We start from the raw sequence: 21,864 nt of genomic DNA on the forward strand, positions 1-21,864 counted from the left end.
CCGACCAGTGTCACATCTCACCCGATTAATGTCCTGTTAACGAATAAAAATCGCATCGAATTGCATCAGGAGTGCAGCGGAACTCCCCATAATTACTGCACAAGCAGGATATTGCGAAAACAACCGAAACGTCCGTATACGGACTTTACAATCACTGGCCATTCTGTAACATTAGTGTCATACAAGATCCTGACACGTTTCTCGCAGGAGGGAGAACACATGAAAAACCAGAGCAAAATGATCGCTGCTTCCCTCGCCGCGTCCTTCGCCTTCATGGCACCGGCCACGGCTCAAGCCCCCGACGGTGGGGAAGCCTTTTATCTCGAAATGATGGGCGAGCGCGCCTGGGAAGTTTCCTGCCAGCTCACCCAGGGAGATGGCGACAGCGTCGCCACCCGTGAGCGTGGCCGCGGCCTGCTCGACAATGGCCGTTTCTCGGTCGGTGATGTGGTCAGCGGCCTGTGCACCTATTCGGTGCCGGACCGCGGCGAGCTTCGCCTGACCCTCAATGTCGAGCATACCCAGCTGGAATGCCCGTTCACGGTGACCGAAGCCGGCTTCTGCCGCGCCTATCTCCAGCCCGGTGACAGCGGCAGCTTCAACATCCAGCGCCGCACGACCCCGGTCTCGACCGGCTCGTAAGCGCCCGACGATATAACCTGTACGAAGCATTCAGGTTGAAAGACGCCCGGCTGTGGTCCCCCGCAGTCGGGCGCTTTCGTGTGCACCAACCCCAAAAACGAAAACGGCCCGCCAGGCGGACCGTTCAATCGTCGCAACAGTTGCGAAGCAATGGTGCCCAGGAGAAGACTCGAACTTCCACTCCCTTGCGGGAACTGGCACCTGAAGCCAGCGCGTCTACCAATTCCGCCACCTGGGCAGGTGTGCGAGGCGCGGTAACTAAAGCCGGGGCGGGGCGCTGTCAACGGGCTCAATGCACGCATCGCTGTGTTCTGCAGTCGGACCGCAAGCGCATTGCCGCATGGACAGCGCCGCGGTTTTTTGGTCTATCCGGATCAAATCCCATCTGTATGAGGGCAAACCATGCTGCGAGACGAGATCATCACCGTGTTTGGCGGGTCCGGATTTGTCGGGCGTCATGTGGTTCGGGCGCTGGCGAAAGCCGGCTATCGGGTCCGCGTGGCGACGCGTCGCCCGCACCTGGCCCAGGACCTGCGGGTCATGGGTGTGGTCGGGCAGGTCCAGCTGGTCCAGGCCAATCTGCGGGTCGCGGCTTCTGTCGAGCGGGCACTTGATGGCGCCAGCGGCGTGGTCAATCTGGTCGGGGTGCTCAATGAGAGCGGCCGTCAGACCTTCTCCCGCCTGCACGCCGTCGGCGCCGCAACCATCGCAAAGGCAGCGTCCGGGCTCGGCATTGAGCGCATGATCCAGGTCTCCGCCATCGGTGCCTCGGCAGACAGCGCTTCGCGTTATGCCCGCACCAAGGCCGAGGGCGAAGCCGCCGTTCTGGCGGCGCTGCCGCAGGCGACGATCCTGCGTCCGTCCATCGTGTTCGGCACCGAGGACGGCTTCTTCAACCGTTTCGGCGCCCTGGCGCGCTTTGTGCCGGCCCTGCCGCTGTTTGGCGGCGGCAAGACCCGTTTCCAGCCGGTCTTCGCTGGTGATGTCGGCAAGGCCGTCCTGGCAGCGTTCGAGCGGTCCGAAGCGCGCGGCCAGACTTATGAGCTGGGCGGACCGGGCGTCTATACATTCGAAGAGCTGATGCGCTTCATCCTCGACGAGACCGACCGTCCGCGCCTCCTGCTGCCGCTGCCCTGGGTGATCGGCAAGGTGATCGCGACCGTCTCCGAACTGGTCGGAGCGCTGCCCCTGATGCCGGTCCTGATCACCCGCGACCAGCTGGTGCAGCTGCAGTCTGACAATGTGGTGTCGGAAAGTGCCAAGGGATTGGCCGATCTGGGCGTCACCGGTGAAACCGTTGAGGCCATCGTTCCGAGCTATCTGGAACGCTATCGTCGCTATGGCCAGTTCCACGAGCGCGAAGCCTGATCCAGGGCTATTGTCCCTGGATGATCCGGATGATGGATTGAAAGACGGGTCGCGCTTTACGCGGCCCGTTTTTTCTTGCCTGTCCGAGCCCAGGCGATGAGCGGCAGGCCGGCGGCCAGCACCACAAGCCCCCCCACGCCCAGCGGCCCGTTCCAGGGCCATTCGGGCTCGGACAGGAAGAGCAGCGCCACCCCGGCAACGGCGTTCAGGGCGCCGTGCATGCCCGCCGCCGCGACCAGTCCGCCGCGCTCGCGGACCAGCGCGTGATAGGGTGTCCACAGCGTCGTGAAGACGGTCATGACGGCCACGCCGGTCCAGCCCAGGCCGGGGTAATTATAGCCCATCAGGATGATCGGTGCGTGCCAGAGTCCCCAGAGCACACCGACCGCCAGGCACATGGGCCAGAAGCCGAGACCCGCGAGACGCGGTTGCAGCCAGCCGCGCCAGCCCAGTTCCTCGCTGATCATCAGGAAAACAGTGTTGAAGGCGATCCCGACCGGCAGGCCCACGGACAGCTGGATGACCAGCAGGGTTCCGGGATCCATTGGCGCATCCTGCTCCGCCGCCTCGAGCTGGGCCGCGATGACGGCGACCGGGTCACCGATCGTCTGGCCGGAGAGTGCCAGTGTGGCCAGGACGGCGAGGGCGCAGACGATGACCGGCACCAGCCAGGCGATGACCGTCCATTTGGCGACCGTGCCCAACCCATGCCCCCGCAAGCCGATCGCAGCGAGCCGTCGGCCCTTGTCGAACAGCGCCATGCAGACGATCGCCGCCAGTGCCGGGCCCATCATCATCAGGGACAGCAAGCCGACCCCGGTCAGTGGGCCCTGCGCGCCCAGGCCACCACTGGCATGGATCTGCCAGGCGACCAGCCAGCTGAAGCCAAATGCGATCAGCAGGAAAACCAGAATGGCACGCATGGCAGCCTCCGCGTTAATTAGGGTTATTCCTAATCAATCACGGGGCAGGGTTCCGGGCAAGCTATTTCGGCTTCTTCCTAAACAAAAAAGACCAACAAGGCGAGACCTAGGGCGACGCGATAGAGCGCGAAGGGCAAAAAGCCGATCCGCTCGACCAGTCGCATCAGCACGGCGATGGCGGCCCAGGCTGTGACAAAGGACAGGCCGGCCACGATCAAGCCGTCGGACAGGCTGGCGCCGGTTGCCATGCCGTCGGCGCGGACCAGCTCGATCAGGGACACCAGACCGAAGGCGGCGATCACCGGGATTGCCATCAGCATGGAGAAGCGGGCGCTGTCGGTACGCGTCAGTCCCAGGCCGCGGGCGGCGGTCATGGTCACGCCGGAACGCGACGCGCCGGGGATCAGGGCGAACAGCTGGGCGATACCGATCAGGGCGGCTTGTTTGAAACTCATTGTTTCGATGGTTACGGTCTGGCGGCCATATTTGTCGGCCAGCCATAGCGGCAGGGCAAAGACCAGGGTGGCAATGGCGATGACACGCGGTGAGCGCAGGCTGTCTACCAGGTCAAAGGCGACGAGGGCCCCGGCGACAATGATGATCGGCGGCATAGAGGCGGCGACCAGCAGAGCGAGGCGCCCGCCCGGCGTGACCCGGCCCTGCAGAAAGGCCAGCTTGCCCAGTGCCACGGAAACGATGTCGCTGCGGAAATAGACCAGCACGGCCAGCAGCGAGCCGGCATGGGCCATCACGTCGATCAACGGACCCTGGTCAGCCTGACCGAGCACTTGTGGCGCGAGGATGAGATGGGCCGAGGACGAGATCGGGAGGAATTCGGTGATGCCCTGCACAAGCGCGAGGATGACGAGAAAGAACAGGCTCATGGGGTATTCCTGGCAGCAAGGATCGCGCCGATAGTTGAACAATCCGCCGCGCTTGGCCAGATGCGGGGCAGACCTTGCTCACAAGGTGGCGCACTGCCCGGATTGACGACCGCCCTGCGGCACAGCAAAACCGGTGTCGAAGGATAACATCATGCCCCATGATTTTGCCGCAGGACCGGGTGGGCCCGGCCGCCTGAGCCCGAAAGACGCGTTGAGCCATACTGGCCAGGCGACGGCGGCGTCTGTCGTGGTGGCGTTGATCCTGACCCTGACCAAGGCCGGCGTGTGGTGGATGTCGGGATCGGTGGCCCTGCTGGCCTCAATGGCCGACAGCCTGCTCGATCTGACCGCCTCGCTCGCCGTCTATCTGTCGGTGCGATACGCCGCCGAGCCGGCCGATGCGGAACACCGTTTCGGGCATGGCAAGGCAGAGGCCTTCGCCGGCATCCTTCAGGCGATCTTTGTTGCTGTCTCGGCGGCGCTGCTGATGCGCGAAGGGGTCGAGCATCTGATCAATCCGGTCGAGGTGCGTGCCGGCGGCTGGGCCTTTGCGGTCATGCTGCTCTCGATCGCGATGACGATCGGCCTGGTCATCATCCAGACCCGGGCCGTCACCGCGACCGGCTCGATCGCGGTCGAGGGGGATCGCGCCCATTATTTCTCCGATCTCGGGGCCAATGTGGTGGTCATCATCGGCATTGCCGGCTCGACCCTGCTCGGCCTGTTATGGCTCGACGCGGCGGCTGCCCTGGCCGTTTCGCTCTGGCTGTTCTGGACTGCCTGGACCGTGGCCCGCTCGGCCGGTGACCAGTTGATGGACCGCGAACTGCCTGATGAGGCCCGCGACCTGATCTGTGCCCTCGCCAGCGATGATCCGCGCATCATCAATGTTCATGAACTGCGCACCCGAGCCGCCGGTCCGCTGGTACACATCCAGTTTCACGTCTCGCTGGAGCCGGATCTGACCCTGCGCGAGGCCCATACCATCTTGATCGACTGCGAACGGCGGCTGCACGATACCTTCCCGGCCGCCGACATCCTCATCCATGCCGACCCGCACGGGGTTGCGGAACCGCATGGCGGTGAATTTTTCAATGCAGAAAGCACGACCAAGGGCGCTTAGACTTCTGGTTGAAGCGGGTTAGCCTGTCGCGATGCGAACGCTACACTTCTGGCCCCTCGATCCCTTCTCCCGACAGGTTCGCCTCGTGCTCGAGGAGAAATCCCTGCGCCATGAGCTGCAGCTGGAAGTGCCGTGGGAGCGGCCGGACGATCTTCTGTCTCTCAATCCGGCCGGCACCACACCGGTCCTGATCGATGAGAGCGGCGGTGGTCGGCGGGTCATCGTCGAGAGCCGCGCCATCCTGGAATATCTTGAGGAAACCACGCCCAGCCCCTGCCTGCTGCCGGGAGGTCCGGCCGAGCGCGCCGAAGCGCGCCGTCTCGTTGACTGGTTCGACCGCAAATATGATGGCGAGGTCAACGCCTATCTCCTGCACGAAAAGCTGGAGAAAAAGGCCCAGGGTCTTGGCGCACCGGATCCTGCCGCCCTGCGCGCCGGCCGTGATCACCTGCGCTGGCATCTCGATCACATGGCCTGGCTCCTCGAGGCCCGCGACGGACTTGCCGGCCCCCGCTACACCCTCGCGGATATCGCCGCCGCTGCGCACCTGTCCTGCGCCGACTATCTCGGCGACGTCCCCTGGGACGAGTTCGAGCCGGTCAAGCAATGGTATTCCCGTGTGAAGTGCCGCCCGGCCTTTCGCGGGCTGCTGGCCGACAAGCTGCCGGGCGTGCCGGCTGCGGCGCATTATGCGGATCTGGATTTTTAGGCACGACGGATGGGCCCCGACGATCTCAAATCCCTCGCCCTCGAGCTCGGCTTCTCCACGGCCCGCATCTGCCGCGCCGATGAGGCCTGGGTCGCCGGTGATCGCCTGGCCGCGTATGTCGCGGACGGGCATCACGGGTCGATGGCCTGGATGGAGGAGACGCTGGCGCGGCGTCAGCATCCCACGGCCATGTGGCCGGAGGCGAAATCTGCTGTGGTGGTGGGCCTGAATTACGGGCCGGAGCACGATCCGCTGCCTTTGCTTGAGCGGCGCTCGGAAGCTGTGGTTAGCGTCTATGCGCAAAACTCCGACTATCATGACCTTCTGAAGAAGCGGCTGAAGCATCTGGCGCGCGCCTTTGCCGGGAAAACCGGTCAGCAGGTCAAGGTCTTCGTCGATACCGCGCCGCTGATGGAAAAGCCGCTGGCGGAAAAAGCGGGTATCGGCTGGCAGGGTAAACACACCAATCTGGTCTCTCGCGAATTCGGCTCCTGGCTGTTTCTGGGTGTGATGCTGACCGAGGCGGAGCTGGAGCCGGATGAGGCCGAGCGCGACACCTGCGGCTCGTGCCGTTCCTGCCTTGATGTATGCCCGACCAAAGCCTTCCCGCAGCCCTACCGGATCGATGCGCGGCGGTGCATCTCCTATCTCACCATCGAGCACAAGGGTGTCATTCCGCTCGAATTCCGCCAGCCGATGGGCAACCGGATCTATGGCTGTGATGACTGTCTGGCGGTCTGCCCGTGGAACAAGTTTGCGCAAACCAGCGCGGAGGCGGCCTTCCACCCGCGACCGGAGTTGAAAGGGGCGCTGCTGGCCGAACTGGCAGCGCTCGATGACGCCGCATTCCGGCAGGTTTTCACCGCCTCGCCGGTCAAACGGATCGGGCGCGACCGCTTTGTCCGCAATGTCATGATTGCGATCGGCAATTCCGGCGACGAGGCACTTGTCCCGGTGGCAAGAATGGCGCTGGACGACGTATCACCGCTGGTGCGAGGCATGGCTGTCTGGGCGTTGGGACAGTTGTCGCCACGTCTCGCTTCGGACATGTCCGAAACGTTGACCGACGCGGAGGCTGACAGTGATGTCCGGATGGAGTGGGCGACCCTGGCGAGCGGGAATTCGTAGCGCGACGCATCAAAATTGAGGGGATGTTATCTATTTGTCATGCACTCTGAGGCTCGAGAATGGGCAAGGACATAGCTTCGGGGGGAGCGACAGTCATGACAACAATCAGCATGGGCCGTGCACGATGACTTCGGCGGATTTTCAAACTGACATGTCGTCCGAGACGATCTCGGTGTTGATCTGCGAAAGCAGCTCGGTTCAGTTGCGCATCCTGTCCGAAGCCGTCCGGCAGGCCGGCTACAGCGTGCAGACAGCAAACAGTGCCGAAGACGCGCTGGCGATTTTGCAGATGGGAACGGTCGACATTTTCCTGACGGGGATCGAGGTCGGAGCGGTGTCCGGGCTGGAAGCCTGCTGGTCATTGAAGGCCAACGCCGAGACCGAGTCCGTCTACACGATCGTGATCACGGCATCGGGCGAGGATCGGCGGCTCGAGGAATCCCTCGATGCGGGCGCCGATGACTTCATCCGCAAGCCGGTGAACATGACGGAGCTGAGGGCCCGCCTGCGCGCTGCCAGTCGTCTGGTGCGCATGCAAAAACAATTCAAGCGTCTGGCCGAGACCGATGCGCTGACCGGTGCCGCCAACCGGCGCGCCTTCATGCAGTATCTGGATATCCAGTCGCAACGCGCGACGCGCGATGACATTCCCCTGTCCGTGATCATGATCGATCTGGATCACTTCAAGTCGGTCAACGACACCTATGGCCATGCAACTGGCGACACAGTGCTCATTGAAACCGTCAAAGCCGTTCAGGCCTGCCTGCGGGACAATGACATGTTGGGTCGCCTCGGTGGCGAGGAATTCTGCGTCATCCTGCCGGGCGCCGGCCTGTACTCTGCCGGTATTGCCGGTGAGCGCATCCGCGCCGCTGTCGAGGCCATGACGATCTCGACCGACGCGGGCGTCGCCGTTCCAGTCACAGCCAGCCTGGGCGTTGCCAGTCTCGCCGATGGTGACCTCATTTCGGCTCCGGACACTTTGCTGCAGACGGCTGATGCGGCGCTCTACCGGGCCAAGGAAACAGGTCGCAACAAGGTTTGGCTGGACGGCGCGGATGATCGCGAAGCCGACCCGCCCCTGCGCCAGGCAGGCTGATCAGTCGGCGGCCAGGCGCCGCGCTTCCAGGATTGCACCCCGCAGCAAGAGCGACGGAATGTCATCCGGCTCCTGTTCGCGGGCCCGTTGCATGTCCTGCCAGGCAAGATCGAGCTCCCCGAGTCCCAGATGCGATTGTCCGCGATAGCGCCAGCCGGCTGCCAGGTAGGGAGCGTGGGTGATCAGGGCGTCCGCATCCACGGCCAGGGCCGCCCAGTCCCCGGCATCGGCGAGCAGGCGGGCGCGGGCCAGGCGGGCCGGGACCGAGTCCGGTGTCAGCGTGAGGGCGGCGTCGTAGGCCAAGGCCGCCCCGTCGACCAGGCCAGACGTGAAACGCGTATCCCCGGCCAGGATGTAAAGCTCGGCCCGTTCCTCATCGACCATGCCGATCGGTTGCCGTTCGGCCAGGCTGACCAGGATGTCGGCCCCGATCACGGCTTCGCCCAGCTCGATCAGGGCGCGCGCCTCACACATCTCCGCCGGCCAGCCTCCACCTTCCAGGCGCCAGGTCTGGGCCCGTTCGAGGGCTTCTGAAGGGTCGATCTGGATCTGCCCGAGGCAGGCGTCCAACCGGACCCGTTCCTGATAGGCGGCGCTGTTCTGGGCCTGCGCGAAAGGGGCGAAGGCCAGCGAAATCGTGGCCAGCGCCAAAATGCAGGCAGTCGGGGTGATACGCATCAGTCAACTCCGTCGGGTCGGGCCGGTCCGTGACCGGCTGGCATGAATTACCGGTGACGCTCTTCCCCCGAAACAGACATCACCTGATCCAGATACGGCAACGGACCCCCGGGGCGATAGCCCCTGTCTCACCTCAAAGCCCGTTTGTTTTCCGGCGCGAGCTATGGAAGAAGTTCCGCAACAGGCGTCCGGACCGGTCGCGCGTATGAAAGAGCCCGCCCCGAGATGATCGTTCTCCAGGTGATACCCGAACTCGAGGCTGGTGGCGCCGAGCGGACAACGCTGGAGGTCGCCGAGGCCGTGGTCGCTGCCGGAGGGCGGGCACTCGTTGCCAGCCAGGGCGGGCGGTTGGAGGGTGAACTGGCAGAGCTCGGCGGTGAACTCGTCCGCCTGCCTGTCGCCAGCAAGAACCCGCTTACCCTGTGGTCCAACATGACAGCGTTGGTCCGCCTGATCCGGCGCGAAGGCGTCCAGATCGTACATGCCCGTTCGCGCGCGCCCGCGTGGAGCGCCAAGTGGGCTTGTGACCGGACCGAGGCGCGCTTCATTACCACCTATCACGGCACCTACAACGCCAGGTCCGGGCTGAAGCGGCGCTATAATTCGGTCATGGCTGGCGGCGAGCGGGTGATCGCGAATTCCGGCTTTATCGCTGACCATGTCCGGCGCGAGCACGGCGTCGACGGTGCGCGTCTGACGGTCATTCCACGCGGTGTCGACCTGACCCGGTTTGATCCGGCGGCGGTGCCGGACGAGCGTGTCGCGGCGCTGGCCGGGCAATGGGGTGTTGCCGGCCTGGCCGGCAAGGCCCCGCTATTGCTGCTTCCGGGACGGCTGACGGGCTGGAAAGGCCAGCGAGAGGCGATCCGGGCGCTTGCCGGGCTTGGCGATGTCGGACCATCACTCCCCCACCTCCTGCTGGTCGGCGATGCCCAGGGGCGTGATGCCTACGTCCGGGAACTTGAAGAGCTGGCAGCGACACTCGGCGTTACGGACCGGGTTCACCGGGTCGGGCACTGCACGGACATGCCGGCGGCATTTGCCCTGAGCGATCTGGTCCTGACCCCGTCGGTTGATCCCGAGGCCTTCGGCCGCACGGCGGCAGAAGCCGGCGCGATGGGGCGTCTGGTGATCGCCGCTGACCATGGCGGCGCCCGGGAAGTCGTTCTGGATGGCGAGACGGGCTGGCGTGTTGCACCGGGTGATCCGGCGGCCCTGGCCACAGCCATCGCGGCGGCTCTGACGTTGGACCGGAATGTGCATGACAGCATGGTCGCCGCCGCGCGCGACCATGTCGCGACGCATTTTTCTACCGTCTCCCTGCAAGCTTCGACTTTGCGGGTCTATCGTGAGGTCCTAAACTCCACCCCATGACCGAGCCGCAGCGCGACATAACCTATATCCTTCACTGGGGTGACCTGACCTCGACGGTGCGCATGTTGGCCGCCGCGAAGACCATTCGCGACACGTTCCGGCGTGACCGCATCATCCTTTTGACCACGCCGGACTATGAGAGCTTTCTCAAGCATTGCCCGTGGTTCAACGCGATCGAGACTGATGCCTGTCCGGATACGCGGCCGATGGTCGGTCTGCGCGACAAGCGTATCAAGCTGGCCAAGCCGGTGCGGGTGTTCGATCTGGTCGGGAGCGCTGACTCGCGCCGGATCAAGGGCAATTTCCGCTTTTCGAAATGCAAGTGGCACGACATCGCGGTTCGCGCTGAAAGCGGTGCGCATCCGGTTGATGAGATGGCGGGGGCCCTCAATGGCGCCCTGGGCCTCGAGCCGACCTTTTTCCCGCTGGGTGGCGCGCCCTCGCCGGATGCCAGCTGGGTCGACTTCCTGGCCAAGCAGTCGCGCATGCTTGATCCGGAGTATTTCGGGCTCAACGGACCGTTTGCCCTGCTGGCCCCGGCGGGCGAGAGCGTGAAGCCGGCGTTGCGCTGGCCGAAAGAGCAGTGGGCGGCTTTGGCGCACGAGCTTTTGCAGTCCGGCATCACACCGGCGCTGATCGGCGGCCCGGACACGCGCGATGTCGGCCGTCATGTGTCGCAGGTCGCGCCCGGCGCGAGGGACCTGACCGGCAAGGCCAAGCTGCCACAGCTGGCCGGGTTGGCCCGACGGACCAATTTCGTCTTTTCCGAAGATACGCCGCTGGTCCATTTGCTGACCGCCGCCGGAGCTCCGGCGCTGGCTCTTTACGGCAATACAGATGACCCGGCCCCGATCGCCCCGCGCGGGTCCGCGCCGGTCATCCTGATGCACGCGGTAACGCTGGCCCAGGTCACACCGGAAGAGGCGATCGCCGCCATGCGCTTCGCGGGTGGTTTCGACCGCGCCCCGGCGGCCGCGTGAACCGCTCACCACGCTTGCCAATTGTGATCATTTCACCATAGTGCCCGCCTCCCGGCGGACCTGAGGCGCTATTTGCCTGTTTAGGGCTTGATCCAGCGCCCTCCCGGGAGGATTAGTAAGGTTCAGCTTTGGGGCAACCAGGGAGAAGATGCCATAGCCCGTAGACCACACGCTGCGCAACCGCCCAAAAAAGAGGGCCCGCGCATTAACCGGGATATCCGCGTACCGCGGGTGCTCCTGATCGACGAAACTGGTGAGAAGCAAGGCGTTATGCCGACGGAAGCGGCCCTGGAGGCCGCCGAACAGGCTGGGCTCGACCTCGTTGAAGTGTCGCCGAATGCCGATCCGCCAGTTTGCAAGATCGTCGATTATGGCAAGCTGAAATACCAGGATCAGAAGAAAAAGGCCGAGGCCAAGAAGAAGCAGAAGACCGTCGAGATCAAAGAGATCAAGATGCGTCCGAACATCGATATCCATGACTACCAGGTGAAAACCAAGGCCATGCATCGCTTCTTCGAGGCGGGTGACAAGGTCAAGGTGACCCTGCGTTTCCGGGGCCGTGAAATGGCTCACCAGAACCGCGGCATGGACATCATGAATCGCGTCAAGGAAGACTTCGGCGAAGTGGCCAAGGTCGAATTCGAGCCGAAGCTCGAAGGTCGACTGATGGTCATGGTGATGGCGCCGCGTTAAGCGGACCTCACATGTCCGATCCGAAAACGGCGCCTTTCGGGGCGCCGTTTTTGTTTGTCTGCCGGAGGGTCAGGCGGTCGGTTTTGCCGGGTCTTCCTCGACCTGGTCCAGCGCGTCGGTCTTCGCCAGCTGCGGGAAGAGCCGGAACCAGGCCGCGGCGGTGACCAGCGCCATGCCACCGCCGAGCAGGACCGCGCCAATGGGCCCCATGAAGCGGGCAGCAACGCCGGACTCGAATTCGCCCAGCTCGTTCGAGGCCGAGATGAAGATGAATTCGACCGCCGACACCCGACCGCGCATGCCAATCGGCGTTGCCAGCTGGATGATCGACTGGCGGATGAAGACCGAGATCATGTCGGCAGCGCCGGTCACCGCCAGGGCGATCATCGACAGGATCAAGATCTCCGACAGCGCAAAGCCGATCATGGCAACACCGTAGACGCCGATCGCCCCCAGCATCCAGATGCCGATCCTGCGGGTCAGCGGTCGCACGGCCAGCAGGAAGGCAATCAGTCCGGCTCCGATGGCCGGCGCGGTCCGCAACAAGCCCAAACCCACCGTGTCGGTGTGCAGAACATCGCGCGCGAAAACAGGCAGAAGTGCCGTGACGCCGCCAAACAGCACGACCACCAGATCAAGCGAGATCGCGCCCAGTACGACCTTGTTGTCACGCACATAGCGCAGGCCTTCGATCACCATCGACAGGCCGCGATGACCCTCCAGTTTTTCGTGCTTCGGTGTTCTCGCTGTCGCGATCACCACGGTCGCGGCGACCAGCATGGCGGCGCTGACCAGATAGACGGTGGTAGGTCCTATAATATAGAGCAGCCCGCCGATCGCCGGGCCACCAATGGCTGCCACCTGGAAGCCCAGCGAGTTCCAGGCGATGGCCTGGCGCATGTCATCGCGCGGCACGATCCGCGCCATCAGGGCGCTGGAGGCGGCGGGAGAGAAGGCATGGGTCACGCCGAGAAAGGTGGCAGCCGAAAAGACGATGACCAGCGTCACCGGTCCGGATTGGAAGGGGCTGATGGCGAGGGCGATGGCGCAGGCGACCCGGATCAGGTTGGTGACGACGAGGATCAGCTTGCGGTCGAGCCGGTCGGCGGCTTGTCCGCCCAGCAGGGACAGGAAGAATACCGGCGCAAACATGGCCAGGCCGACAAAGCCCAGCATCAGGGCCGATTCCTCGACCGAGCGGGTCTGGCGCGCGACATCATAGACCTGCCAGCCGATCGCGACCGCCTGCATCTGCCGGGCTGCCGACAATAATTGCCGCATGATCCAGTAATGCCGGTAGGGCTGATTGGAGAAAATCGACAGGGAAGGCGTGAGCACGAGACATATCCGGAGCACGCCGCGGGCGCGGCAGGAGCGCCGATTAACTCGCTTTCACGCGAAAATTCAACAGGCTGGACGATTGGCTGGTCTTGGCGCCTTATTGCCGCCGCGTGTATGCCGGAAACGCGGCTCACCCATTCAGACCATATTCAGCCGCCGGGTTTTCTGATGATATCCAACACGAAGCATGTTCAACTGACGCGCTGAGCGACGGCGTTTCGCGAAGACGACCGGACAGGAGACAGATTGATGCGCCTTTGGCACTCCGCCCTGATGTCACTGACAGTGCTGGCCCTGCCTGCCGTGTCGGGCGAGGCTTGGGGTGTCGGCGAGGGTCCGGGAGACAGTCTCTATCTGTCGGCCGGTTTCACACCGGATCCCAAGACCATTGATCTTGAACTCGAGACCCGCATCGATTCCGCCATTGAGATATCGGAGACCTGCCACGGTTTCATCAGCGGCGAAGAGCCGGATGTTTCCGTCTATTACAATGCCGGGCCATTTCCGCTCATCGTTTCGGCGGATTCCGACGACGACCTGACGCTGGTCGTCAATGCGCCGGACGGCCAATGGTATTGCGATGACGACAGCGGCAGCGGCCTCAACCCGTCGATCCGGTTCGGTGAACCCGTCTCCGGCAATTATGATATCTGGGTCGGTCGTTTTCTCGGGCCTGGCCCGGCGACGGCCCGCCTGTCGATTTCCGAACTTTACAGTGAGTGACACTTCAATCCTGGGGGAGAAACATGATGAAGTTGCAATTGATGACCGGCGCCGCAGTGGCCGCCCTTCTGTTCGTCGCACCCGCACACGCGGTGCAGGATATCTCGGCCGCGCCCGCCTATGGGTCCGGCCAGCTTGACGCCGGTTTCATTCCGCATCCGGTCTCGGTCGGCTTGCGCGCCGGCGGCGCCATGCCTGCCAGTGAGGTTTCGGAGTGGTGCCCGGGTTTCGTGAGCTACCAGCCGTCCTACAATCTCAATTATTCGGCCGGCGATTTCAGCCTCTACCTGTCGGCCGCCTCTGATGTCGATACGGTGCTGCTCGTCAACACGCCGGACGGTGCCTGGCATTGCGATGATGATGGCGCAGGAAGCGGCCTCAATGCCGGCATGATGTTCGATGAACCGCAGAGCGGTCTCTATAATATCTGGGTCGGAACCTATGGCTCGGGCGGCGGTTATGAGCCGGCCATGTTGCACATTTCCGAGCTCGGCTTCGAGGATGACAATCCCTACTCGCAAGCGCCGTCGGCCAATCTGCCTCCGCAATCGGGCACACTCAGCCTGAGCGAAGGGTTTGCCAATGACCCGCGGACAATGGCCGTCCAGGCGGGTGGTGAACTGCAGCTGGATCGTTTCGCCGACGGCATGTGCTGGGGCCAGGCAGACCGGGCGCCGGACGTCTGGGTCGACTATGCGGGCAGCGACACGTTCGACCTCTATTTCTCCATGCAGGCCGAGAGCGATACCACGCTCGCAGTCCAGTCGCCGGACGGTGGATGGCATTGCGATGATGACAGCGCCGAGAACCTGAATCCGGGAGTCCAGATCCGCGACCCGCTGCCAGGCCGCTATGCTGTATGGGCGGCTCGCTATGCGTCTGACGCGCATGTTCCGGCGACGCTCTATGTCTCCGAGCTTGGCTTCCTGGGCAATGTCGACGAGCCGGCGGTGCTGGATTATTCGCTGCCGTCGCAGTCCGGATCCGCTTCACTCCAGGCCGGTTTCGTGCCCGATCCCTACAATGTCGATGTCATCGCCGGTGGCGAAACCGATATCTATGAGGCGGTCGGAGAGAATTGTCGCGGCTGGGCTGACAGCGCCCCCGATTTCGACCTCGACTATGAGGCCGGTGATTTCGATCTCTACCTGTCAGCCAGCTATGACGGCGACGCCACCATGATCGTCAACGCGCCGGATGGCAGCTGGCATTGCGATGATGACAGCGCCGGCGAACTCGACCCGGGCATCGTGTTCAATGATCCGATGTCCGGTCGCTATGATGTCTGGGTCGGCACTTATAGCGAGCATGATGGCGGTCCGGCGACGCTGCACGTGTCCGAGCTGGGCTTTGGTGGCGGCTTCCTGCCGGAAACTCCGCTGGATTACTCGCTCCCGGCCAATTACGGCAATGTTGAGCTGACCGGCGGTTTTGTCCCTGACCCCTATCTCGTCGAGCTGATGGCCGGCGGCGGTGTCGAGGCTGAATCGGCGTCTGGCCAGCACTGCCGCGGTTTCGTCACCCTGGCCCCGGATGTCGAGCTGAGATTTGAGCCAGGCAGTCTGGACCTCTACATCTCGGCCGTGTCCGATCGCGACACCACCCTGGTGATCAATGGCCCGGACGGGGAATGGTATTGCAATGATGACGGCGCCGGGAACCTGAACCCGGGTGTCCATTTCGCCGATCCGCAGGGCGGTGTCTACGATATCTGGGTCGGCACCTATTCCGGTGGCGATGTGTCGCCGGCGGTCCTGGCGATTTCCGAGCTCGGCTTCCACGAGTAAGCCGCGAAGCAGCCGCGCAGCGCGCGGGGATCAGGAGAGGGCGGCCCGGTCGGGTCGCCCTTTCTTGTTTTCGTGGCCCGGGAAATAAATGGCCCGGCGGCGCAGTTCGGTCCTTTGCAAGTCGGGAATGTTATACTATATCATTCAGGCAACGCAGCCGGATGCCCCATGCCTCTTCACCGCCACATCGCCGACAACCAGGGCAAGCTCGACGCCACCGGCGTCGGCCTGTCAGCCCTGTGCATCGCCCATTGCCTGTTCCTGCCGGCCGCCGCCGCGGCAACGCCGATGCTGGCGCCCGAGGCCGGTGAATTGTTGGGGCTGAGCCATGACTGGCATCTCCTGCTGCTCGCCATCGCGGCGCCTGTCTCGCTGGTCGGTCTCGGCTGGAGTGTGCGGGCGACCCGTGCTGGCTGGCCGATCTTCGTGATTGGTCTGGCCGGCCTGTCGGTCATGGCGCTGGGGGCTTCCCATGTGTTTTCGACGACGATCGAGACTGTGCTGACGCTGACCGGCGTGACCGTGCTCGCCGGGGCTCATTTCGCCAATTGGCGGACGCGCGCCCGGGCCGGGCACGTGCATGAGCGCGATTGCGGGCTGTGTGACGATCATTCGCACTGAGTTTGCGTGCGCCCGCGACTCGCATGACCGCTTGCAATCAGGGTCATTGAGGGTATAAACCCCCGCTTCCAACACCAGCCAACCGGGCCGAATTCGACATGCCCGCTGGCTGAACCATCCACCGGATGCGCTCGCCGCGTCCTGCAAAGGAGATGAAAATGTCGAAGATGAAGACGAAGAGCGGCGCGAAAAAGCGCTTCAAGCTCACCGCCACGGGTAAAATCAAGGCGGGCCAGACCGGCAAGCGCCACGGGATGATCAAGCGGACGCCCAAGCAGATCCGCAACAAGCGCGGCCAGGTGACCCTGTCACCCCAGGACGCCAAGATCGTCAAAAAATACATCCCGAACGGCCTTTAAGCCGCTGGCACCGAGTAGGAGCACTTAGACATGTCTCGAGTTACATCCGGACCGGCGACCGCAAAACGCCACAAGGCCGTCATCAAGAAAGCCAAGGGCTATTACGGCCGCCGCAAGAATACGTTCCGCGTTGCCGTCCAGGCCGTGGAAAAGGCCGGCCAGTACGCCTATCGCGACCGTCGCGCCAAGAAGCGCAATTTCCGCGCCCTGTGGATCCAGCGCATCAATGCCGGCGCCCGCCAGCACGAGATGAGCTATTCGGTCTTCATGAACGGCCTCACCAAGGCCGGCATCGAAGTCGACCGCAAGGTCCTCGCCGACATCGCCATGCACGAGCCGGACGCCTTCAAGGCCTTGGTCGACCAAGCGCGTGCGGCTCTGGGCTAAACGCCTGGCAGTTCGAGTTTTGAAGAGGCCCGCCAGCGTGATGTTGGCGGGCCTTTTTGATTGTGGTGCCTAAACGAAGTGGGCATCTCCCGTCGGAAACTGGCCACCGTCATCCCACGGTCGCGACCCCGTCGCGATCCGGGTGACCTCGCCCCTCCGGCAGACAGGGAAGCACAGGTCCCCGGATGCCCGCTTCGCGGTCCCCGTGGGATGACGGTAGTGGAAAAGCGGAGCGAGGACCTGTTTGCCCTTCACCGCGCCACATGGTCGACACACAAAACCGCAGCCGCTAAATCCATTCCCGACCGTATGGGACGACATGACATGACCGACACTTCCAATCTCGACACGCTTGAAGCCGAGGTCCGCAGCCAGATCGATGGCGCGACCGATGAGGCCGGGCTGGACGCGGTGCGCGTTGCGGCGCTGGGCAAGAAGGGCTCGGTGTCGTTGATGATGCGCGAGCTGGGCAAGATGAGCCCGGAAGAGCGTCAGGTGATGGGCCCGGCCCTCAATGGTCTCAAGGCCCGGCTCAATGACGCCATCGAGGTGCGCAAGTCTGATCTGGAAGCGGCAGCCCTCAATGCGGCGCTGGCGTCGGAGACGGTTGATGTGACTTTGCCGGTGCGGCCGGAACCGAAGGGCTCGCTGCACCCGATCACCCAGGTGATGGAAGAGCTGGCGGTGATCTTTGCCGATATGGGCTTTGCTGTCGCCGAAGGGCCGGACGTGGAGACCGATTTCCACAATTTCACCGCCCTCAACTTCCCCGAAGGTCACCCGGCGCGCGACACCCAGGACACCTTCTTCATGAAGCCGGACGCCGACGGCATGCGCAAAGTCCTGCGCACGCATACCTCGCCGGTGCAGATCCGCACCATGCTGGAAGGCAAGACCCCGATCCGCATCATCGCGCCGGGTCGTGTCTATCGCTGCGACTGGGACCAGACCCACACGCCCATGTTCCACCAGGTCGAGGGCCTGGTGATCGACAAGGAAACCCATATGGGTCACCTCAAGGGCACGCTGATGGACTTCATCGCCGCCTTCTTCGAGACAGACCAGGTGGAGGCGCAATTCCGCCCGCACCACTTCCCCTTCACCGAACCGAGCGCCGAGATGGATGTGCGCTATGAGCGCGTCGGCGATGCGGTGAAGGTCGGCTCCGGCGACAAATGGATGGAAATCCTCGGCTGCGGCATGGTCCACCCGAATGTGATCCGCAATTGCGGTCTCGATCCGGACGAATACCAGGGCTTCGCCTTCGGCATGGGCGTCGACCGCCTCGCCATGCTCAAATACGGCGCGCCGGACCTGCGCGACTTCTTCAATTCCGACGTCCGCTGGATGGCCCATTACGGGTTCAGCCCGCTGCTGCAGGCCAATCTGGCGACGGGGCTGAGCTGAGGGACCCATGTGGCGCTGGCTCACAAATAACCACCAGACCCTGACCGGGATAGGCGCGATGCTTGTGGGCATTGCGGCGCTTTTCGTTGCCTGGGATCAGGGCCGGGTGATGCGGGCGCAGCAGCATGGGGCGGTGGTGCCAGTGTTGCAGCTTGACGGCTTTGTGAGCTCCACCCCCGACTTGCGCAGTGTCGGCCTTCGGGTCGTCAATAATGGTGTCGGTCCGGCGATGATCGAAAGTGTCAGCCTGAGGCGTCGTGGTGTTCAGCTGGATGACTTCAATGCCTTGATAGCGCTCCTGCCGGCCGGCTTTGACCGGTCCTGGTCCAGCGTGAACGGCCGGGCCCTGGCGCCGGGCGGAGAAGTCGAGCCGGTCACATTCGTGTGGGAACGCGGTTCGCTCAGTGAAGACGAGCTCGGTGCGCTTCTGGCGGAATGGGAGGAATGGTCAGTTGTCGCCTGTTACTGCTCGGTCTTCGATCGATGCTGGACCGCGTCGTCCGACAATGCGGGCCGGTCCCCTGTGCGCAGCTGTCCTGTGGTCGATGTTGATCCGTTTGAGCGCATCGGTGTGGCCGGCGGACCGAACGGCGGGCAGGCTTCACGCATCGCCACCGGGGCGGAGGTGCCAGTCCCATGAAATCGATCATCGCTTGGCTCAAATCCAATCACACCGCCATCACCTCGCTGGCAGCGATCCTGATCTCTGCCATCGCGCTGTTCGTGGCGTGGGACCAGTCGCGGGTGATGCGGGCGCAGCAGCATGCCGATGTCTGGCCGGCGGTGCAGGTCGAGACCCAGATGTCGACCGAGGATGGCCAGCACATCTTTCTCGTCGGTATGACCAATGACGGTATTGGTCCGGCCCTGATCAACCGGATCGACGCGGTCTTTGCCGGTGAGGCACTGCGCCACTGGGAAGAGATGGGGACGCGTCGGCCGGACGGTCTGCCACGCCCTGACATGTGGACCGGCGGCAGCCAGGGCGCGATCCTCGCGCCGGGTGAAACCGTTGTCCTGGCCCAGATTACATGGCCGGCCAGTGAAGAGCGCTGGCCGCTCATCCGTGACTACCAGCAAGACTTCTTCGCTGTCACGGTCGAGGCCTGTTACTGCTCCGTCTATGGACGGTGCTGGACGGCCCGCCGCGATGGCCGGACCAATCATCCCGAACCGATCGACGCCTGCCCGGCGGCCGATCCGGATTCCAACTTGTAAGTGACGGCAGGAGCCGACGATGAAATTCCCGCTTTCCTGGCTGAAATACCACCTCGATACCGACGCCTCCCTTGAGGAGATCGCCGACGCCATGACCATGGCCGGTCTGGAAATCGAGCATATCGACAATCCGCTGGAGAAATTTGCGGCCTTCACGGTCTGCCATGTCACGCATGCGGAAAAGCATCCCGATGCCGACAAGCTGAAAGTGTGCACGGTCGAGACCGTCGATGGCACCAAGCAGATTGTCTGCGGCGCGCCCAATGCCCGCACCGGCATGTATGCCATCTACGCGCCGCTGGGGACCTATATCCCGGGCCTCGATTTCGCGCTGGACAAGAAGCCGCGCAAGATCCGCGGTGTCGAGAGCCATGGCATGATGTGCTCGGCGAAAGAGCTCGAGCTGGGCGAGGATCATGACGGCATCATCGATCTGCCCGAGCCCTTCGAGGTCGGTACGCCGGCGGTGGTCGCGCTCGGCCAGGCTGATCCGGTGCTTGATTTTGAAGTCACGCCCAACCGCCCCGACTGGCTCGGCGTGCGCGGCATTGCCCGTGACCTTGCCGCGACCGGGATTGGCACGCTCAAGACCCATGATATCGACGCCATCCCCGGCAACTTCCCCTGTCCGGTCAAGGTCGAGCTGGACTGGCCGGAAGCCTGCCCGGTCTTCGCCGGCCGTGTGATCCGGGGTGTGACGAATGGTGAGAGCCCGGACTGGCTGAAAAAGGCGATCAAGGCCATCGGCCTCAGGCCCATCAACTTCCTCGCCGACATGACCAACATGATCTCGGTTGATCGCTGCCGCCCGCTGCACGTCTATGACCTGGCCAAGCTGGACGGGACGATCCGGGCCCGGCGCGGCAAGGGCGAGGCGGATCGGTTCGAGGCGCTCGACAACAAGGAACATGTGCCGGGCGACGACCAGTGCGTGATCGCCGATGACGCCCGCTGTCTCGGCTTTGGCGGTATAATGGGGGGCGCCTATTCCGGCGTGACGTCCGAAACCACCGATGTCTTCATCGAAAGCGCCTGGTTCGAACCGCTGCAGGTCCGCGCCACCGCCAAGGCGACCGGTATCGACAGCGATGCCAAATACCGTTTCGAGCGCGGGGTTGATCCTGCCTCTCCTCGCGCCGGTATCGAGCAGGCGACCGAGCTGGTGCTGAAATATTGCGGCGGTGAAGCCTCCGAGGTGATTGTCGCCGGTGAAACGCCGGCAGCGCCCGCCGATATCGATTTGCCGATCACCGAGGTCAAGCGCCTGACCGGGCTCGACCTGCCGCGCGCCGAGATCATCCGCATCCTGGAAACGCTGGGCTTTGAGCCATCAGGCGAGGGCGATGTGCTGACCGTCGGTGTTCCCAGCTGGCGCATGGATTGTACCCAGAAGGCCGATCTGGTCGAAGAGGTCGCCCGCATTCACGGCTATGACAAGCTCGACGCTGTCTCGCTGCCGCGTCCGCCGGTCCGCCGGCAAGCGCCGGCCACGGTGATGCAGTTGCGCGCCCGTCATGCCCGCCGCGCGCTGGCCGGTCGGGGCTATTCGGAATCTGTCACCTGGTCTTTCTGCAACACAGAGCAGGCCAAGCTGTTTGGCGGTCATGGCGACGGGCTGGAACTGGAAAACCCGATCTCCTCCGAGCTCGACGTCATGCGTCCGACAGCGCTGATCCATCTTCTCACCGCGCTGCAGGCCAATGCCGATCGCGGTCAGGATGATGCGCGCCTGTTCGAGGTCGGACCGATCTATCTCGACGACACCGACAAGGGTCAGAAACTGGTCGCGACCGGCGTTCGCCGTGTCGAGGCCGGGCGCCATTGGGCCGGCACCCGCCAGCCGGACATTTTCGACGCGAAAGCCGATGCCCTCGCCGCGCTGGCTGCCGCTGGTGCGCCGGTCGACAGCCTGCAGGTTGCCGCCGAAGCGCGCGAATGGTGGCATCCGGGCCGTTCCGGTGTGCTGCGACTGGGGCCCAAGAATGTGATGGCCGAGTTCGGCGAAATCCATCCTGCCGTGCTCAAGGCGCTCGATATTGATGGCCGGGTTCTGGCCTTTGAAATCGTGCTCGACGCGATCCCGCAGCCCAAGAAGGCCTCCGGTCTCAAGGCCCGAACCCCGCTCGAGCGGGCCGACCTGACGCCGGTCACCCGTGACTTTGCCTTCCTGGCCGACAAGTCGGTCGCCGCCGATACGCTGGTCCGCGCCGCCAAGGGCGCCGACAAGCAGATGATCACGAATGTGTCCGTGTTCGACGTCTATGACGGCAAGGGCGTGCCGGACGGTCAGGTCTCGCTGGCCATCGAGGTCACGCTTCAGCCGCGCGACAAGACACTGACCGAAAAAGAGATCGAGGCGATCGCTGCGGGCATTGTGGCCAAGGTCGAGAAGGCCACCGGCGCCAGCCTGCGCAGCTGAT

At 63.8% G+C, this 21,864-nt stretch carries 22 protein-coding genes and 1 tRNA gene; 18 read left to right on the top strand and 5 right to left on the bottom strand.

Translation table 11 applies throughout. The features are described from left to right. The first annotated feature begins 219 nt into the window (after positions 1–219). Positions 220–642, top strand: a complete 423-nt coding sequence (locus ACN0X9_RS00190) for a hypothetical protein (protein WP_417485618.1) — start codon at positions 220–222, stop codon at positions 640–642. Between the two features lie 151 nt (positions 643–793). On the opposite strand, the gene ACN0X9_RS00195 is transcribed toward ACN0X9_RS00190, so the two are convergent. Continuing rightward, positions 794–880 (bottom strand) — tRNA-Leu (locus tag ACN0X9_RS00195). Between the two features lie 164 nt (positions 881–1,044). Between ACN0X9_RS00195 and ACN0X9_RS00200 the strand changes: the two genes are divergently transcribed. Further along, positions 1,045–2,010, top strand: a complete 966-nt coding sequence (locus ACN0X9_RS00200) for a complex I NDUFA9 subunit family protein (protein ID WP_417485619.1) — start codon at positions 1,045–1,047, stop codon at positions 2,008–2,010. Between the two features lie 56 nt (positions 2,011–2,066). Here ACN0X9_RS00200 and ACN0X9_RS00205 read toward each other — a convergent pair whose 3' ends face one another. Both ACN0X9_RS00205 and ACN0X9_RS00210 read right to left on the bottom strand, forming a co-directional pair. Continuing rightward, complete coding sequence (locus ACN0X9_RS00205; protein WP_417485620.1) at positions 2,067–2,933, bottom strand: CPBP family intramembrane glutamic endopeptidase; 867 nt, start codon at positions 2,931–2,933, stop codon at positions 2,067–2,069. A gap of 77 nt (positions 2,934–3,010) precedes the next feature. Further along, on the bottom strand, positions 3,011–3,817 hold the full coding sequence (locus ACN0X9_RS00210) for an undecaprenyl-diphosphate phosphatase (RefSeq protein ID WP_417485621.1): 807 nt from the start codon (positions 3,815–3,817) through the stop codon (positions 3,011–3,013). Between the two features lie 151 nt (positions 3,818–3,968). Between ACN0X9_RS00210 and ACN0X9_RS00215 the strand changes: the two genes are divergently transcribed. The 4 genes from ACN0X9_RS00215 (at position 3,969) to ACN0X9_RS00230 (ending at position 7,876) form a co-directional block, all read left to right on the top strand. Beyond that, positions 3,969–4,940 carry a cation diffusion facilitator family transporter gene (locus tag ACN0X9_RS00215; protein ID WP_417485622.1) on the top strand — a complete coding sequence of 324 codons (972 nt, stop codon included), beginning with the start codon at positions 3,969–3,971 and terminating at the stop codon, positions 4,938–4,940. A 31-nt stretch (positions 4,941–4,971) separates the two neighbouring features. Continuing rightward, complete coding sequence (locus ACN0X9_RS00220; RefSeq protein ID WP_417485623.1) at positions 4,972–5,649, top strand: glutathione S-transferase family protein; 678 nt, start codon at positions 4,972–4,974, stop codon at positions 5,647–5,649. 9 nt (positions 5,650–5,658) lie between these two features. Next, on the top strand, positions 5,659–6,777 hold the full coding sequence (queG, locus tag ACN0X9_RS00225) for a tRNA epoxyqueuosine(34) reductase QueG (protein WP_417485624.1): 1,119 nt from the start codon (positions 5,659–5,661) through the stop codon (positions 6,775–6,777). A gap of 151 nt (positions 6,778–6,928) precedes the next feature. Beyond that, the gene (locus ACN0X9_RS00230) at positions 6,929–7,876 is read left to right on the top strand and encodes a diguanylate cyclase (protein WP_417485625.1); all 948 of its coding nucleotides are present in this window, start codon (positions 6,929–6,931) and stop codon (positions 7,874–7,876) included. Here the strand turns inward: ACN0X9_RS00230 and ACN0X9_RS00235 are convergent, their stop codons facing one another. Continuing rightward, positions 7,877–8,554, bottom strand: a complete 678-nt coding sequence (locus ACN0X9_RS00235) for a hypothetical protein (RefSeq protein WP_417485626.1) — start codon at positions 8,552–8,554, stop codon at positions 7,877–7,879. It lies immediately after the preceding gene. Between the two features lie 225 nt (positions 8,555–8,779). Here ACN0X9_RS00235 and ACN0X9_RS00240 point away from each other — a divergent pair, with 225 nt between their 5' ends. The 3 genes from ACN0X9_RS00240 to infC all read left to right on the top strand — a co-directional run bounded on the left by ACN0X9_RS00240 (position 8,780) and on the right by infC (position 11,601). Further along, complete coding sequence (locus tag ACN0X9_RS00240; protein WP_417485627.1) at positions 8,780–9,928, top strand: glycosyltransferase family 4 protein; 1,149 nt, start codon at positions 8,780–8,782, stop codon at positions 9,926–9,928. Continuing rightward, positions 9,925–10,908: a glycosyltransferase family 9 protein gene (locus ACN0X9_RS00245; RefSeq protein ID WP_417485628.1), complete on the top strand. Its 984-nt coding sequence runs from the start codon at positions 9,925–9,927 to the stop codon at positions 10,906–10,908. Before ACN0X9_RS00240 ends, ACN0X9_RS00245 begins: the two co-directional genes overlap by 4 nt. A gap of 153 nt (positions 10,909–11,061) precedes the next feature. Further along, positions 11,062–11,601, top strand: a complete 540-nt coding sequence (gene infC, locus ACN0X9_RS00250; RefSeq protein ID WP_417485848.1) for a translation initiation factor IF-3 — start codon at positions 11,062–11,064, stop codon at positions 11,599–11,601. Between the two features lie 69 nt (positions 11,602–11,670). On the opposite strand, the gene ACN0X9_RS00255 is transcribed toward infC, so the two are convergent. After that, positions 11,671–12,939, bottom strand: coding sequence for an MFS transporter (locus ACN0X9_RS00255; RefSeq protein ID WP_417485629.1), 1,269 nt, complete (start codon positions 12,937–12,939; stop codon positions 11,671–11,673). Positions 12,940–13,191: 252 nt separating this feature from the next. Between ACN0X9_RS00255 and ACN0X9_RS00260 the strand changes: the two genes are divergently transcribed. The 9 genes from ACN0X9_RS00260 (at position 13,192) to pheT (ending at position 21,863) form a co-directional block, all read left to right on the top strand. Continuing rightward, the gene (locus tag ACN0X9_RS00260; protein WP_417485630.1) at positions 13,192–13,665 is read left to right on the top strand and encodes a peptidase S1; all 474 of its coding nucleotides are present in this window, start codon (positions 13,192–13,194) and stop codon (positions 13,663–13,665) included. A gap of 23 nt (positions 13,666–13,688) precedes the next feature. Beyond that, positions 13,689–15,452, top strand: a complete 1,764-nt coding sequence (locus ACN0X9_RS00265) for a hypothetical protein (protein WP_417485631.1) — start codon at positions 13,689–13,691, stop codon at positions 15,450–15,452. 168 nt (positions 15,453–15,620) lie between these two features. Beyond that, complete coding sequence (locus tag ACN0X9_RS00270) at positions 15,621–16,073, top strand: MerC domain-containing protein (protein WP_417485632.1); 453 nt, start codon at positions 15,621–15,623, stop codon at positions 16,071–16,073. Between the two features lie 158 nt (positions 16,074–16,231). Continuing rightward, the gene (gene rpmI / locus ACN0X9_RS00275; protein WP_075191477.1) at positions 16,232–16,432 is read left to right on the top strand and encodes a 50S ribosomal protein L35; all 201 of its coding nucleotides are present in this window, start codon (positions 16,232–16,234) and stop codon (positions 16,430–16,432) included. A 30-nt stretch (positions 16,433–16,462) separates the two neighbouring features. Further along, positions 16,463–16,819: a 50S ribosomal protein L20 gene (gene rplT / locus ACN0X9_RS00280; protein WP_417485633.1), complete on the top strand. Its 357-nt coding sequence runs from the start codon at positions 16,463–16,465 to the stop codon at positions 16,817–16,819. 324 nt (positions 16,820–17,143) lie between these two features. After that, entirely contained in the window at positions 17,144–18,226 is a 1,083-nt protein-coding gene (gene pheS / locus ACN0X9_RS00285) for a phenylalanine--tRNA ligase subunit alpha (protein WP_417485634.1), read from the top strand. 7 nt (positions 18,227–18,233) lie between these two features. Continuing rightward, positions 18,234–18,866: a hypothetical protein gene (locus ACN0X9_RS00290; RefSeq protein WP_417485635.1), complete on the top strand. Its 633-nt coding sequence runs from the start codon at positions 18,234–18,236 to the stop codon at positions 18,864–18,866. Then, positions 18,863–19,444 carry a hypothetical protein gene (locus tag ACN0X9_RS00295; protein ID WP_417485636.1) on the top strand — a complete coding sequence of 194 codons (582 nt, stop codon included), beginning with the start codon at positions 18,863–18,865 and terminating at the stop codon, positions 19,442–19,444. Before ACN0X9_RS00290 ends, ACN0X9_RS00295 begins: the two co-directional genes overlap by 4 nt. 19 nt (positions 19,445–19,463) lie before the next feature. Further along, complete coding sequence (gene pheT, locus ACN0X9_RS00300; protein ID WP_417485637.1) at positions 19,464–21,863, top strand: phenylalanine--tRNA ligase subunit beta; 2,400 nt, start codon at positions 19,464–19,466, stop codon at positions 21,861–21,863. Position 21,864: the final 1 nt, after the last annotated feature.

This window comes from Maricaulis sp., from assembly GCF_048268525.1.
GTDB lineage: Bacteria > Pseudomonadota > Alphaproteobacteria > Caulobacterales > Maricaulaceae > Maricaulis.

What these genes read in the sequence shown, in the direction of transcription:
- ACN0X9_RS00270 (WP_417485632.1), top strand. Translation starts at nt 15,621, where the DNA reads ATGCCTCTTCACCGCCACATCGCCGACAACCAGGGCAAGCTCGACGCC.
- ACN0X9_RS00290 (WP_417485635.1), top strand. Translation starts at nt 18,234, where the DNA reads ATGTGGCGCTGGCTCACAAATAACCACCAGACCCTGACCGGGATAGGC.
- rpmI (WP_075191477.1), top strand. Translation starts at nt 16,232, where the DNA reads ATGTCGAAGATGAAGACGAAGAGCGGCGCGAAAAAGCGCTTCAAGCTC.
- ACN0X9_RS00210 (WP_417485621.1), bottom strand. Translation starts at nt 3,817, where the DNA reads ATGAGCCTGTTCTTTCTCGTCATCCTCGCGCTTGTGCAGGGCATCACC.
- ACN0X9_RS00245 (WP_417485628.1), top strand. Translation starts at nt 9,925, where the DNA reads ATGACCGAGCCGCAGCGCGACATAACCTATATCCTTCACTGGGGTGAC.
- ACN0X9_RS00205 (WP_417485620.1), bottom strand. Translation starts at nt 2,933, where the DNA reads ATGCGTGCCATTCTGGTTTTCCTGCTGATCGCATTTGGCTTCAGCTGG.
- ACN0X9_RS00200 (WP_417485619.1), top strand. Translation starts at nt 1,045, where the DNA reads ATGCTGCGAGACGAGATCATCACCGTGTTTGGCGGGTCCGGATTTGTC.
- ACN0X9_RS00265 (WP_417485631.1), top strand. Translation starts at nt 13,689, where the DNA reads ATGATGAAGTTGCAATTGATGACCGGCGCCGCAGTGGCCGCCCTTCTG.
- ACN0X9_RS00220 (WP_417485623.1), top strand. Translation starts at nt 4,972, where the DNA reads ATGCGAACGCTACACTTCTGGCCCCTCGATCCCTTCTCCCGACAGGTT.
- ACN0X9_RS00190 (WP_417485618.1), top strand. Translation starts at nt 220, where the DNA reads ATGAAAAACCAGAGCAAAATGATCGCTGCTTCCCTCGCCGCGTCCTTC.
- ACN0X9_RS00260 (WP_417485630.1), top strand. Translation starts at nt 13,192, where the DNA reads ATGCGCCTTTGGCACTCCGCCCTGATGTCACTGACAGTGCTGGCCCTG.
- ACN0X9_RS00295 (WP_417485636.1), top strand. Translation starts at nt 18,863, where the DNA reads ATGAAATCGATCATCGCTTGGCTCAAATCCAATCACACCGCCATCACC.
- ACN0X9_RS00215 (WP_417485622.1), top strand. Translation starts at nt 3,969, where the DNA reads ATGCCCCATGATTTTGCCGCAGGACCGGGTGGGCCCGGCCGCCTGAGC.
- ACN0X9_RS00235 (WP_417485626.1), bottom strand. Translation starts at nt 8,554, where the DNA reads ATGCGTATCACCCCGACTGCCTGCATTTTGGCGCTGGCCACGATTTCG.
- queG (WP_417485624.1), top strand. Translation starts at nt 5,659, where the DNA reads ATGGGCCCCGACGATCTCAAATCCCTCGCCCTCGAGCTCGGCTTCTCC.
- pheT (WP_417485637.1), top strand. Translation starts at nt 19,464, where the DNA reads ATGAAATTCCCGCTTTCCTGGCTGAAATACCACCTCGATACCGACGCC.
- ACN0X9_RS00230 (WP_417485625.1), top strand. Translation starts at nt 6,929, where the DNA reads ATGTCGTCCGAGACGATCTCGGTGTTGATCTGCGAAAGCAGCTCGGTT.
- ACN0X9_RS00240 (WP_417485627.1), top strand. Translation starts at nt 8,780, where the DNA reads ATGATCGTTCTCCAGGTGATACCCGAACTCGAGGCTGGTGGCGCCGAG.
- pheS (WP_417485634.1), top strand. Translation starts at nt 17,144, where the DNA reads ATGACCGACACTTCCAATCTCGACACGCTTGAAGCCGAGGTCCGCAGC.
- rplT (WP_417485633.1), top strand. Translation starts at nt 16,463, where the DNA reads ATGTCTCGAGTTACATCCGGACCGGCGACCGCAAAACGCCACAAGGCC.